12 protein-coding genes are annotated in these 13,105 nt (G+C 72.4%); 4 read left to right on the top strand and 8 right to left on the bottom strand.

What is annotated here, in order from left to right; translation table 11 throughout:
• Window positions 1–6: 6 nt before the first annotated feature.
• The 5 genes from ACWD3E_RS10505 to ACWD3E_RS10485 all read right to left on the bottom strand — a co-directional run bounded on the left by ACWD3E_RS10505 (window position 7) and on the right by ACWD3E_RS10485 (window position 4,936).
• Window positions 7–1,920 (bottom strand): copper resistance CopC/CopD family protein, encoded by a 1,914-nt coding sequence (locus ACWD3E_RS10505; RefSeq protein WP_451387166.1) that lies wholly within the window; start codon window positions 1,918–1,920, stop codon window positions 7–9.
• A gap of 23 nt (window positions 1,921–1,943) precedes the next feature.
• Window positions 1,944–2,432, bottom strand: coding sequence for a copper chaperone PCu(A)C (locus tag ACWD3E_RS10500; protein WP_451387165.1), 489 nt, complete (start codon window positions 2,430–2,432; stop codon window positions 1,944–1,946).
• Window positions 2,429–3,082 carry an SCO family protein gene (locus ACWD3E_RS10495; RefSeq protein WP_451387164.1) on the bottom strand — a complete coding sequence of 218 codons (654 nt, stop codon included), beginning with the start codon at window positions 3,080–3,082 and terminating at the stop codon, window positions 2,429–2,431. Before ACWD3E_RS10495 ends, ACWD3E_RS10500 begins: the two co-directional genes overlap by 4 nt.
• A gap of 91 nt (window positions 3,083–3,173) precedes the next feature.
• The gene (locus tag ACWD3E_RS10490; protein ID WP_451387163.1) at window positions 3,174–3,929 is read right to left on the bottom strand and encodes a YcnI family copper-binding membrane protein; all 756 of its coding nucleotides are present in this window, start codon (window positions 3,927–3,929) and stop codon (window positions 3,174–3,176) included.
• Window positions 3,930–4,063: 134 nt separating this feature from the next.
• Window positions 4,064–4,936 carry a hypothetical protein gene (locus ACWD3E_RS10485; RefSeq protein WP_451387162.1) on the bottom strand — a complete coding sequence of 291 codons (873 nt, stop codon included), beginning with the start codon at window positions 4,934–4,936 and terminating at the stop codon, window positions 4,064–4,066.
• A 201-nt stretch (window positions 4,937–5,137) separates the two neighbouring features.
• Between ACWD3E_RS10485 and ACWD3E_RS10480 the strand changes: the two genes are divergently transcribed.
• Window positions 5,138–5,590 (top strand): ATP-binding protein, encoded by a 453-nt coding sequence (locus tag ACWD3E_RS10480; RefSeq protein WP_451387161.1) that lies wholly within the window; start codon window positions 5,138–5,140, stop codon window positions 5,588–5,590.
• 45 nt (window positions 5,591–5,635) lie between these two features.
• On the top strand, window positions 5,636–6,220 hold the full coding sequence (locus tag ACWD3E_RS10475) for a GNAT family N-acetyltransferase (RefSeq protein ID WP_451387160.1): 585 nt from the start codon (window positions 5,636–5,638) through the stop codon (window positions 6,218–6,220).
• A 92-nt stretch (window positions 6,221–6,312) separates the two neighbouring features.
• On the opposite strand, the gene pdxR is transcribed toward ACWD3E_RS10475, so the two are convergent.
• The 3 genes from pdxR to ACWD3E_RS10460 all read right to left on the bottom strand — a co-directional run bounded on the left by pdxR (window position 6,313) and on the right by ACWD3E_RS10460 (window position 10,826).
• Window positions 6,313–7,677, bottom strand: a complete 1,365-nt coding sequence (gene pdxR / locus ACWD3E_RS10470; RefSeq protein ID WP_451387159.1) for a MocR-like pyridoxine biosynthesis transcription factor PdxR — start codon at window positions 7,675–7,677, stop codon at window positions 6,313–6,315.
• A 104-nt stretch (window positions 7,678–7,781) separates the two neighbouring features.
• Complete coding sequence (locus tag ACWD3E_RS10465) at window positions 7,782–9,266, bottom strand: aminopeptidase P family protein (protein WP_451387158.1); 1,485 nt, start codon at window positions 9,264–9,266, stop codon at window positions 7,782–7,784.
• 159 nt (window positions 9,267–9,425) lie between these two features.
• Complete coding sequence (locus tag ACWD3E_RS10460; RefSeq protein ID WP_451387157.1) at window positions 9,426–10,826, bottom strand: PP2C family protein-serine/threonine phosphatase; 1,401 nt, start codon at window positions 10,824–10,826, stop codon at window positions 9,426–9,428.
• Window positions 10,827–11,449: 623 nt separating this feature from the next.
• Between ACWD3E_RS10460 and ACWD3E_RS10455 the strand changes: the two genes are divergently transcribed.
• Both ACWD3E_RS10455 and ACWD3E_RS10450 read left to right on the top strand, forming a co-directional pair.
• On the top strand, window positions 11,450–12,115 hold the full coding sequence (locus tag ACWD3E_RS10455) for a bifunctional DNA primase/polymerase (RefSeq protein WP_451387156.1): 666 nt from the start codon (window positions 11,450–11,452) through the stop codon (window positions 12,113–12,115).
• 211 nt (window positions 12,116–12,326) lie between these two features.
• Complete coding sequence (locus ACWD3E_RS10450; RefSeq protein WP_451387155.1) at window positions 12,327–12,884, top strand: hypothetical protein; 558 nt, start codon at window positions 12,327–12,329, stop codon at window positions 12,882–12,884.
• Window positions 12,885–13,105: the final 221 nt, after the last annotated feature.

Here is a 13,105-nt window from a genome sequence, read left to right as displayed (position 1 = left end):
TGTCGTTCAGCCGATCTGCGCGTTCTTGGAGACGGTCGCCTGGTCGATGTCGGAGGTCCGCACGGTCACGGCGATCTTCCAGTCGCCCGCCATGGGGATCTGCACTCCGCCCGCCGACCAGTGGCCGGTGGCGAGGTGGTCGGGGGTCACGGGAAGCGGGCCGATCTTCTTCACCGCGAGGGTGAGGGAGACCTTCACCTCCGGGACGTCGAAGGCCCGGCCGTTGGGCCGCTGGACGTAGACGTGCAGCAGGTTGCCGCCCACGCGCGCGGGGTCGAGTTCGATCCGTACGACGCCCTTGCCGTCGGTGCCGCCCGTGTCGAAGGGCATGTCCAGGGTCAGCGCGCCGGAGGCGGACCTGGCGGCTGCGCCGGAGGAGGACGAGGCGGCGGCCTTGGCGTCCTGCTCGGTGCGGCCCGGCTCGGTCTGGGTCAGCAGGGTGGTGACGGCGAGCACGACGACCGCGACACAGGCCTCGGCGAACACCGAGCGGCGCAGCCCGGATCGGTGCGGATCGGCGTCCCGCAGCCGCTTGCGCCGGGCGGTGTCCATCGCGGCTTGCTGCCGGGCGAGCTGAGCGGCGCGCCGGGTGTCGTCGGTGGCGGGTGCGGTCTCCTGTACGGCGCCGGATGTGACCTTCTCGCGCTGTTCCGCCGTCGCCGGGACCGTTTCCGCCGTCGCGGGGACCGTGTCCGCGAGGCGGCGCGTCCAGCGGCGCGACAGGCGCGCGATGCTGATCAGCAGTGCCACCAGCCCGATCTTGATCAGCAGCAGCTGTCCGTACCGGGTCTCGGTGAAGGCCGACCAGGAGCCGAGCTGGCGCCAGGACTGGTAGGTGCCGGTGGCGGCCAGGGTGACGACCGAGCTGAAGGCGAGGCGGGAGAAGCGGCGGGCGGCCGCGGCCTCGACCGGGGTCTCGGCGGGCGCCCGGTACAGGGCGACCAGGAGCGCGGTGAGACCGCCCAGCCAGCCGGCGACGGCCAGCAGATGGACGACGTCGACGGGCATGGCGAGGCTCGGCTGGAGCCCGGTGGAGGCGTGCTCGGCCATCGCCCAGCTCGCCGCGAGCCCGGCCGCGACGACCACCCCCCCGACCGCGAGGCCGAAGGTCAGATCACGCTTCTCCGGGCCCTCCTCGCGCCGGTTGTAGGCGCCGAACAGGACGGCGATGAACAGCGCGGCCGTGGCGAGCAGCAGCAGCCGGGAGACCAGCGTCGCGCCGGTCTTGGTCTGCAGGACCTGGTCGAGCAGATCGAGGTCGAAGACGTCGGCGAACTTCCCGGTGGTGGTGTACGAGCCGCGCAGGAGCAGCAGCCACAGGGTGGCCGCGGTGAGCGCGAGCCAGCCGCCGACGACCAGCCGCTGCAGGGCCCGCACGCCCGACCCGCGCGGCCAGCAGGCGAGCACGAAGGCGGCGCCGCCCACCAGCACGATGAAGCCGGCGTACGACACGTACCGCCCGAGCCCGTAGAGCACGCCCACGACTCCGCCCCCGGCCGTCGGCCCGGTGTCGGAGACGACGGTCTGCGAGGGCGCCCCGATGGAGAAGGTGTAGGCGCCGGAGACGGGGTGGCTGTCGGCCGAGACGACCTGGTAGGTCACCGTGTACGTGCCCTTGCCGAGGCCGCTCTTGAGGTGGACGGCGTACGTCGTCCCGCTCACGTTGGCCGGCGAGCCCGTCTGGACCGGCTTGCCCCTGGGGTCGAGGACGCGCAGTGAGTCGTCGCTCAGCGCCACCTTCTCGGAGAAGGTGAGGGACACCTGGTCGGGCGCCTTGTCGACCACCACCCCCTGCGCGGGGGCGCTGCCGGTCAGCGCGGCGTGCGCGGAGGCGGGGCCTGCGCCCGCCAGCAGCGCGCCGGTCGCGGCGAGAAGCAGCAGCACCAGGGTCCGCAGGCGGGGGGTGATGGTCCGCGTCAAGGTGGTCCCTTTCTCAGTGGCGCTCAGTGGCCGGTCGACGGGTTGTACGTGGCGGACCGCACCGGCATCTCGACGGTGAGGGGCCCGGACTTGGCGAACGTGAGCTTCACGGTGACCGTCTGGCCCTGCTCCGGCTTCCGCTTCAGCTTCTCGAACATCAGGTGGTTGCCACCGCTCCTGAACACCAGCTGCCCGTGGGCGGGGACGGGGAAGGCCGACTTCTCGGCCATCGTCCCGCCGACGGTGCTGTGCATGGTGACCTCGCCGGCGACGTTGCTGGTGACCGAGGTCAGCTCGTCCTTCGCCCCGCCCTTGTTGACGATCGTCAGGAAGCCGGCGGCCATGTCTGCGGTGACCGGCTGGGGCATGTAGGAGGAACTGACGGACAGTTCGGCCTTGCCGGAACCAGAACCGGAACCAGAACCGGAACCGGAACCAGAACCGGAACCGCCGCAGCCGGCCAGGGTCAGGACCCCGGCCAGCACAGCCGCAGTCGGGACGGCACGCCTCACGGCTTCGCCCCCTCGACGAGCTTGGGCAGGTCCTTGGTGTAGTCGTCGACCGTGGCGTCCTCGCCGTAGAGGACGTAACCGGCGTCGGTCTTCGGCGAGAACGCGATGACCTGGGTGCCGTGCATCGAGACGAGCTTGCCGTTCTTGTCCTTGGTCGTCGGCTCGACGGCGATGCCGACGGTGCGGGCGCCGGCCTGGATGGTCTTGAAGTCGCCGGTCAGGCCGATGAACTGCGGGTCGATGCCCTTGAGCCACTTGCCCAGCTCGGCAGAGGTGTCACGGGCCGGGTCGGTGGTGACGAACACGACCCTGAGGTCGTTCTGCTCGGCCTTGGGCAGGCCCTTCTTGGCCACCGCGATGTTGCTCATCGTCGTCGGGCAGACGTCGGGGCAGTGGGTGTAGCCGAAGTAGATCAGGGTCGGGTGGCCCTTGGTCTCCTTGCGCAGGTCGTACTTCTTGCCGTGCGTGTCGGTGAGGACCAGGTCCGGCTTGTCGAACGGCTGGTCGAGGACGGTGGCGGCCTTCTTCGACCCGGTCTCGTCGCCGGCCACGGCCACCGGCGACTTGGCGTCGTCCCCGCTGCCGCAGGCGGAGAGGGTCAGGGTGGCGGCGGCGAGCAGCGTGGCCGCGACGAACGTCTTCTTACGCATAGAAAAATGTCCCAGAGGTGAGAATTCCGGCGCGCACCGGGGTCGTGCGACAGCCTCGCACGGTCCCCGGTACGCGCTGCGGAACGGTGGATCAGGAGGCGGTCCGGCGGCGGCCCGCGAGGAGGCCGTAGGCCACGCCCGCGGCGCCGATCACGATGCCGGCGACACCGAGCACACGCGCGGTGGTGTCGCTGCCGCCGTGCGGGTCGGAGTCCTCGGCGGCGGTGTTCTCGGTCTTGCCGGCCGCGTCGGTCTTTTCGGCGGCGTCCTTGGCGTCGGACGTGCCGTGGTGGTCGTCACCGGCGGCCGACAGCTCCAGCACCGGTGCCGGGTTCTCGGGCTCGTTCTGGCCCTCCTGGGGCACCTCGATCCAGCGCACGACCTCCTTGTCGGAGTACGTCTGGATCGCCTTGAAGACGAGCTGGTCGGTGTCCTGCGGCAGCGCGCCGAGGGAGAGCGGGAACTTCTGGAAGTAGCCGGGCTCGATGCCCTTGCCCTCGGCGGTCCAGGTGACCTTGGTGACGGCCTCGTCGATCTTCTCGCCGTGCATCGTGAGCGGCTTGTCCAGCTTGGCCTTGGTCACGTGCACGCTCCAGCCGGGCAGCGGCTCGGGCATGACCGAGGCCAGCGGGTGGTCCGCCGGGAAGTTCACCTCGACCTTGGTGGTCGAGGTGTTGTCGCGCTCGTTGGGCACCTTGAAGTCCACCACTGCGTAGCCGCCCTTGGCCGCGGTGCCTTCGGGCTGTACGCCGACGTGTGCGAAGGCGGGGACGGACAGGGCGAGGACGGCCGTACCGGCGACGGCAGCGGCGGTGGTGACGCGAGAGGCGATACGAGAAGCCTGCATGGCAGGGCACTCCACTCTGAGTGAGATCCGTAGGGAGGGAAACGCGCGAACGCGCGCGTGCCGCGCGACGGCAGCCCCTCTCCGGTTCTTCGGTGGACTGTTCCGTGTGTCCGTGGAGCGGTGGTCGCGTCGCGTCAGGCGGCGAGGAGGAAGGCGGCGGCGGGCGGGCCGCGCCGGATCACCGAGTGCTGGAGTGCGGTGGTGTGCGGGGTGGGTGGCTCGTCGGCGGCGGCACGGCGGCCGCGCGGGCCCGGCTCGGGCGCGGGCAGCAGCCCGGCGCACAGGGCGCACGTCAGCGCGAGCGCCGCGCGCAGGGACCGTACGAGCGCCCCCTCGGCGACCCCGTGCGCCGACAGCTCGATGAGCCGGAGCACGGCGAGGTCGCCGCGGCGCAGCAGCCAGCCGGTGGCGACGGCCGCGAGAACGTGGCCGAGCAGCATCGGCAGGGAGGGCAGCAGCGCGGCGAAGGAGCCGGTGGCGTCGGCCGCGTGGTGCATGGCACCCGTGGCACCCGTGGGGCGGCCGGAGGTGTTGATCAGGTGGGCATTGAGGAGGAGCCGGTGGGCGTGCCCGGGGGTCAGGGCCGAGGGGCTGGACCCGCACAGGAGCCGCGCGGCCCGTTCGACGAGCGCGGCGTCGTTCAGCGACGCGTTCATCGGTCCCATGGAGCCCATGGAGCCCATGGAGTTCATGGAGTTCATCGGTGTCGCGCCGGAAGCCGCCATCGCCCCGTGCTGGCCCAGCCCGAACAGCGTGTGCAGTACGGTCTGGCCGAGCGCGAGCAGCGCGGCGATGCCGGGCAGCGAGCGGGTCCGCCCGGCGAGCGGTGCCACGAGCAGCAGCGAACCGAGGAAACCCGCGCCGAGCGTCCACAGAGGCACGCGCGCGCAGGAGGCCAGGACATGCCCGGCCGCGGCCAGCACGACACAGACCGCGGCGAACACCGCGGCCCGCAGGATCCGGAGCCCGGCTCCGGGACGCGCCGTGCGCGGGTGGGGGGCAGTCATGGCGCGCTCATCATCCCACTGGCCTGGTCCGCAGCCGACGGCAGGTCCGCACCTCATACACCGATTTCGGCCGGGACACATCGCCCGTATGGGCTGAGTCACGTCAACAGGGTGCTTACGGGCGGGTACGGGCGGCAATAGGTACCACGTACGGGCGGCAGTGGGTAACGGTATGTCGAGCCGCGGCCAGGAGGCTGGAGCATGAGCATCTGGTGGTCACTGCATCTGCGGCGCGAGGCCGCGAGCGTACCGCTCGCCCGGCGGCTGCTGATCGGCACCATGGAGACGGCGGGCGTCGATCCGGAGATCTCCTACGACCTGTCCGTCGCCCTCAGCGAGGCCTGCGCGAACGCGGTTGCGCACGGCGGGAGCGCCACGGCCGGCGGAACCTCGGAGGCGTACCGGGTGACCGCCTACATCGACGGCGAGAAGTGCCGTATCGAGGTGGCCGATTCCGGCCCCGGCCCCGGCCTCGCCCGGGTCCAGGACATCCGGCCGGCCCGCGCGGACGCCGAGCACGGCCGGGGGCTCTGTCTGATCAGAGAACTCGCCGACCACGTTCACATCGGGCCCAAGCCGGGCCGGGGCGGGACGGTCGTGAGCTTCGACAAGATCCTCAAATGGAAGAAGGACCCCTCCCTGCTCACGGCATGACGGCCCGTCGGCGCGACGGACCGTCCGTGTCGCTAGGGTGCGCGCATGGTCTTCGACGAGGACAGCGGACTTTTCGAGCACGCGGAGATATCGGCCGGCGTGACCCTGCGGCTCCTTTCTGCGGAGGATGCGCAAGGCCTCTGCCTCGCCTACAACGAGAACCGGGCGCACCTGGAACCGTGGGAGCCGGTCAGACCGGAGTCCTTCTTCACGGTCGGGGGCCAGGCGGAGCGTGTCGAGGGGATTCTGCGGCAGTTCGCGGAGGGCCTCGCGGTGCCGTGGGTGTTCGAGGCGGCGGACGGGCGGATCGTCGGGAGGATCACCCTGACGGGCATCTCCCGGGGGCCGTTCTGCAGTTCCTATCTCGGCTACTGGGTCGCGGCCGACCAGCAGAACAAGGGGCTGGCCAGCGCCGCCGTAAGCGCGGTCGGCCGGATCGCGCGGGACGCGCTCGACCTGCACCGGATCGAGGCGTCCACGCTGGTGGAGAACACCGGCTCGCAGCGCGTGCTGGAGAAGTGCGGATTCGTGCCGATCGGTCTTGCCGCGCATTACCTCCACATCAACGGGAGATGGCGGGACTGCCGTCTCTTCCAGCGGATCCTGCACGACCACGATCCTGAGCTGTGAGCTCTTCCGAAAGAGCCACTGCCTAGGGGCCGGGCGGGCCCCCGAGGAGACTCGATCCGCCGCAGCTTCCGTGGTCCGATCCAGCGCCCGCTTCAGGCCTCCAGAACCTTCGCCAGCACCTCCAGCGCCTCGGGATAGACCCGCTCCCGGGGCGTGCCGTAGCCGACGACCAGGCCCTGCGGGCGGTCCGCGCCGGGCGTGTGCCAGTACTCGCCGAGGGTGCCGAGCGCGAGGCCCTCCGCCTCCGCGCGGGCCAGCACCGCGGCCTCGTCGGGCACGTCGATCAGCGCGTGCAGCCCCGCCGCCACCCCGCGTACGGCCCTGCGGGCCCCCAGGCGGTCCAGCAACTGGTCGCGGCGGCGCCGGTACCGCAGCCGGCACGCGCGCACGTGCCGGTCGTAGGCGTGGCTGTCGATCAGTTCCGCGAGCGCGAGCTGGCCGATGGTCTCGGTGTGGTGGTCGCTGTGCAGCTTGGCGTCGGCGACCGCGTCCGCCAGGTGCGGCGGCAGCACCATCCAGCCGAGCCGCAGCGCGGGCCCGAGCGTCTTGGAGGCGGTGCCCAGGTAGACCACCTGCCCCGGTGCCATGCCCTGGACCGCGCCCACGGGCTGCCGGTCGTAGCGGAACTCGCCGTCGTAGTCGTCCTCGACGATGAGCCCGCCACGCGCGCGTGCCCAGTCGGTGAGCGCCCGGCGCCGTTCGGGGTGCAGGGTGACACCGGTCGGGTACTGGTGGGCCGCGGTCACCACCACGGCGGCCACGTCGCCCAGCGCGTCGGGCCGGATCCCGCGCGCGTCCACCGGCACCGGTTGCACGGTCCCGCCGTTGCGCCGCACCACCTCCCGGTGGAAGGGCAGCCCCGGGTCCTCCATGGCCACGGCGGCGCCGTCCAGTACGCGCGTGAGGAGCGCGAGCCCCTGGACGTAGCCGGAGGTGATGACGATCCGCTCCGGCGGCGCGAGCACCCCGCGCGCCCGCCCCAGGTAGCCCGAGAGCGCGGTGCGCAGCTCGATCCGCCCGCGCGGGTCGCCGTAGTCGTACGCCAGGGAGGGTGCGGTCGCGATGGCGCGGCGCAGGGCGCGCAGCCAGGCCGCCGCCGGGAACGCGCCGACGTCCGGGCTGCCGGGGCGCAGGTCGAAACGCGGGTCACGCGCGCGTGCGTGTGCCTGCGGCGCCTCGGAGCGGGCGGCGGGCAGCGAGGCGACCTGGGTGCCCGAGCCCTGCCGTGCCACCAGGTATCCCTCGGCGACGAGTTGGTCGTAGGCGGCCTTGGCCGTGCCGCGCGAGATGCCGAGTTCGGCGGAGAGCTTCCGGGTGGCCGGGAGCCGTGTTCCGGGCGCCAGCCGTCCGTCCCGTACGGCGTCCCGGAGCGCCTTCTCCAGGCCCGCTCGCCGCCCCGCCGTCGCGTCGGGCTCCAGGTGCAGGTCGACACCGATGCCGGACCAGAAGTCGCTCACGATCCCCCTCCACAGCCCTTCAGCCATGAACTGCCCGCGGCCATGGACCACGCGCACAAGAAAATGGCCGGGTACCCACCGGTACCCGGCCATTCAGTGTGACGTCAGCCCTTCAAAGACGCCATCCACGCCTCGACCTCGTCCGAGCGTCGCGGCAGTCCGGCGCTCAGGTTCCGGTTGCCGTCCTCGGTGACGAGGATGTCGTCCTCGATGCGGACGCCGACGCCGCGGTACTCCTCGGGGACCGTGAGGTCGTCGGCCTGGAAGTACAGGCCCGGCTCGACGGTGAGCACCATGCCGGGCTCCAGCGTGCCGTCCACGTACGTCTCGGTCCGCGCGGCGGCGCAGTCGTGGACGTCCATGCCGAGCATGTGGCCGGTGCCGTGCAGGGTCCAGCGGCGCTGCAGGCCCAGCTCCAGGACGCGCTCGACGGGGCCCTCGACCAGGCCCCACTCGACGAGCTTCTCGGCGAGTACGCGCTGCGCGGCGTCGTGGAAGTCGCGGTACTTGGCGCCCGGCTTCACGGCCGCGATACCGGCCTCCTGGGCCTCGTACACCGCGTCGTAGACCTTCTTCTGGATCTCGCTGTACGTGCCGTTGATCGGCAGCGTGCGCGTGACGTCGGCCGTGTACAGCGTGTGGGTCTCCACGCCCGCGTCCAGCAGGAGCAGGTCGCCGGAGCGGACCGGGCCGTCGTTGCGCACCCAGTGCAGCGTGCAGGCGTGCGGGCCGGCCGCGCAGATGGAGCCGTAGCCGACGTCGTTGCCCTCCACGCGCGCGCGGAGGAAGAACGTGCCCTCGATGTAGCGCTCGCTGGTCGCCTCGGCCTTGTCGAGGACCTTCACGACGTCCTCGAAGCCGCGGACGGTCGAGTCGACGGCCTTCTGCAGCTCGCGGATCTCGAAGTCGTCCTTGATCAGCCGGGCCTCGGAGAGGAAGACGCGCAGCTCCTCGTCGCGCTCGGCGGTGACCTTGTCGGTCAGCGCGGCCTCGATGCCGGCGTCGTAGCCGCGCACCACGCGGACCGGGCCGGTGGCCTCCTTCAGCTTCTCCGCCAGCTCGCGCACGTCGGCGGCCGGGATGCCGTAGAGCGCCTCGGACTCGGTGAGGGAGTGTCGGCGGCCGACCCACAGCTCGCCCTGGCCGGAGAGCCAGAACTCGCCGTTCTCACGGTTGGAGCGCGGCAGGAGGTAGATCGTCTCCTCGTGGCCGTCACCCTTCGGCTCCAGGACCAGTACGCCGTCCTCGGTCTGGTTGCCGGTGAGGTAGGCGTACTCGACGGACGCGCGGAAGGAGTACTCGGTGTCGTTCGAGCGGGTCTTCAGGTTGCCCGCGGGGACGACGATGCGCTCGCCCGGGAAGCGGGCGGAGAGCACCGCGCGGCGGCGCGCGGTCTCGGCGGCCTGCTCGACCGGCTTCAGGTCACGCAGCTCGGTGTCGGCCCAGCCGGACTTCATGTTGTCGGCCAGCTCGTCGGAGACGCCCGGGTACAGGCCGTTCTTCCGCGGCTTGATGGGCTCGTCGGACTCGGTCTCGGGGCCCTCTGCGGTAGCAGAGTCGGGCACAGCCGGGTTGAGCTCGTCGGACACGTGATCCTCCTCGATACGCCTTGTGATCTCCCCCGGGGCCCGCGGCGCTCCTGCTTGTGGCCGAGCGGGGACCCCCATCATCGTACGGTCGTACCGGAGTGGACCCGGGGGTGGATGACCTGTTATGCCCGGTCATGCCAGCCGTCCGAGGGCCGGCGGTCAGTCGAAGCGGGCCGCCAGCAGGACCACGTCCTCCTCGCTGTCGGCCGTGTCCAGACCGTCCGGCAGGACGGTGCGCAGGACGTGGTCGGCGAGGGCTCCGGGGTCGTGGCGCACCGCGCGGGGCGCGCCGGCGGCTGCCGCGTGCAGCCGGGCGAAGGCGCGGTCCATGGGGTCGTTGGTGCGGTGCAGCAGCCCGTCGGTGTAGAGCAGAACCGTCTCTCCCGCCTCCGCCTGGATCTCCACGCTGGGCGCCTCCCAGCAGGCGAGCATGCCGAGCGGCGCGGAGACGGACGTCTCGGCGAACTCGGTGCGCCGCTCGCCGATGAGCAGCGGCGGGCTGTGTCCGGCGCCGGCCAGCGTGACCTTGCGCACGGCGGGCTCGCAGTAGGCGAACAGGGCGGTCGCCGAGCGGGCGGGCTCGGTCAGCCGCAGCAGCAGCTCCAGATCGGACAGGACGGCGACCGGGTCCTCGCCCTCCATCACCGCGTACGCCCTGAGGGAGGCGCGCAGCCGGCCCATGGCGGCGACCGCGCTCGGCCCCGAGCCGGTGACGGAGCCGACGGAGAGGCCGAGGGCGGCGTCGGGCAGCGGCAGCGCGTCGTACCAGTCGCCGCCGCCGCGCGGGCCGGTGCGGTGCCGGGCGGCGAGCTGGACGCCGGCCACGCGCGGGAGCCGGGAGGGCAGCAGTTCCTCGGCGATGGTCGCCATGCACGTGCGCGTGCGCTCCACTTCCACGAGCCGGGCGAGGTGTTCGGCGGCGTGGCGGACGTAGAGGCCGGCGAGGTGGCGCCGGCGCTCGTGGGGCTCGGCGGGCTCGTCGTAGAGCCAGACGGCGGCGCCCAGGCGGCCGGCGGAGTCGGTGGACAGGGGGAGGGCGTAGCTGGCGGCGTAGCCGAGGCGGGCGGCCACCTCGCGGTGGCGGGGGTCGAGGCCGTCCTCGGCGAGCAGGTCGGGGTGGACGAGCTCGGCGGCGCCGCGGGTGTCGTACGGCAGGGAGCCGCGCGGGACGGTCTCCAGGTGGCCGAGGTCGGCGCGGCCGAGGCCGAGGCCGAGGGTGGTGCGGGGGCCCTGCCCGTCGGCGGGCTCCAGGACGACGAGGCCGCGGCGGGCGCCGACGAGGGCGGCTCCTGCGCGCAGCAGCTCCTGGAGGGCGGGCTCCAGCGCGTCCGTGCGGGAGAGGCGTTCGGTGAGTTCGTGGAGGGTCGTGAGGTCCGAGACCCAGCCGGCCAGCCGGTCCTGGAGGAGGGCGCCGGGGGCGGGGGCGCCCGGGGCCGGGACGGGGGAGGTGCGCGCGACGGGGCCGGCGTCCGGGGCGAGGGGGGTGGGCGCGACAGTGTGTGCGGGGGTGGGGACCGTTGGATCGATTCCGGCCACTTTCGGAGGGTGCGGGGCGTTCATGGCGTCCGGCTTTCAGACCGGTGCGTATTGCTCAAAAGCATCGCAAACCCCCATGTCATTCTGCGCCGCTAGCAGTGTCTCCACATGTACACGCACTCGTGAGGGGATGTCCAGCATTGTCCTGCCGGGATTCCTGGTGTCCGTGGGTCTTCCGCTGGTCTTCCGGGGGTTTCTCTCGAACCCCTTGCCTTACTGCCAAGTTGGCTTAAAACTGCCTTAGGTATCGGTCCATTGCGGTCGACTGGGCTTGTTCGACGGAGCGTCACAGCGGTCGTGATGGGTACGTACTCGGAGAAGGCCAGGGGTGGTTGGGGGCCACCCGGAACCTGGCGACGGACCCGGGCGTCATAGCCACCGACGGCCGAGCCCCATCCTCCCGTGGCGGAGGCGGAGAGAAATACGCGCGACGGCAAAACGCCAGACTTCGCCACCCCCGCGCCGCAGCCGTGCTTTTGATAGACGCACTATGGACGCGGACGCGACCAACGCTCGACCCCTTGGGGTTCCCCCTGTCATGCACAGGGGCGTGATGCGCCAACAGGTACGCACAGTGAAGTGATCGACACATGGTGTGATGTGGTCCACGGTGTTGCCAGCGGTGCAACGGAAAGGAACGAGCGCTCATGCGCGAGATCCTCGGAAGGCGACGCAGGCTCCTGTCCAGGCGGAACGACGGGAGGCCTGAGCTGATCAGCGCGGCCCTGACCTTCGCGACCCAATGGAAGTGGCCCGTGCTCCCGGGCGTGGCCCCGGACCCGCAGGGCCGGGCGCGCTGCGGCTGTCCGGACCCGGACTGCCCGGTGCCCGGTGCGCACCCCTTCGACCCCGGCCTGCTCGCCGCCACCACCGACGCGCGCATGGTGCGCTGGTGGTGGACCAACCGGCCGGGCGCGCCGATCGTCCTGGCCACCGGAGGCAAGGCGCCCTGCGCGGTCAGCCTGCCGGCACCCGCCGCGGCCCGCGCCCTCGACCTGCTCGACCGCCGGGGCATGCGCCTCGGCCCGGTGGTCGCCGCGCCGGCCCGCTGGGCGCTGCTCGTCAAGCCTTACTCCATGGAGCAGTTGGGCGAACTGCTGTACGCCCAGGACTTCGTGCCCGGCTCCCTGCGCTTCCACGGCGAGGGCGGCTACCTCGCGCTGCCCCCTTCCGAGACCGGCCAGGGCGCCGTCCGCTGGGTGCGCGCCCCGCTGCCCGGCTCGGCCTCGCCCTGGGTGCCGGACGTGGAGGCCGTGGTGGACGCCGCGGTCGCCGCCCTCACTCGTACGGGTGTGAGCGCGCCCGAGTTGTAGGCGTGCCCGGCGCGGGCGGGGCCGGCGGGCCGCCCGCGGTCGTTATCTTCCGCTCATGCTGCGAATCGCCGGTGGACACGGCACGCGACGGGCGCCGCGCGGCGGGCCCGACCCCCACGGACGTGGCGGGTCCGACTCCCGCGGGCGCGGCGGGCCCGACCCCGGCGGGCGTCAGGGGCTCGATCCCCGGAGACTGCGTCTGCTGGGCCTCATGGGTACCGTCGCGGCGGTCGTCGCCCTGCCCTGGGCCGTGGCGTCCGCCGGGCAGGTGGGCGACACCGGGCGGGCGGACGTACGGACGTCCCCGCACGGCATCGACGCCAAGGCCCACCCCGCCGCCCCCCGTCGGGCCCCGCTGCTGCTCGGCCTGGGCGTGGCCACCGCCGCCCGCTGCGGTCCCGAACTCACCTCCCCGGACGGGGTCGAGGCGCAGACCTGCGTCCTGACCCAGGGCGAGGACACCTGGGCGCGCACGTACTACCGCAACGCCACCGGCAGGTCGGTGGACTCCGTGCTGAGCCTGATGGGTCCGGGCGGCCACAGCGTGCAGACGCGCTGTGCCACGGGTGCCGACGACGAGCCCGGCACCTGTGAGACGCCCCGGGAGCACAGCCGGGGCGCGCCGGACGCCTACTCGGCCGTCGCCGAGTTCGCCGCCCCCGGGGCCGACGGCCCGCTGCTGCTGCGCTCGGCGAGCAACCTGAGCAACTCCGAAGAGGCGGGCGGGAGTTCGGCCGGAAGTGCGGCGGGGAGCCCGGAGGGGAACTGACGCTTCGCGGGGCGCTGTACACCGCACGCGGACATGGAAAGACCCGGTTGCTGGCGACGGGGGATGCACCAGCAACCGGGCTACTGGAACGGTAACAAGAGATCGGCGGTTCGCAAATTCGATCTCGGCTATTCGGACACCGATTTCCCTGTCGAGACGGGAAGTTGTGACGGGAGTCACGTGTTTCGGCCCGCTGCCGTCATGGCTGACCGGCCAGTCAG

It is taken from the genome of Streptomyces sp. NPDC002676 (assembly GCF_053592455.1).
Note: the sequence above shows the minus strand (reverse complement) of the source record. Positions and strands in the feature narration are given on the sequence as shown.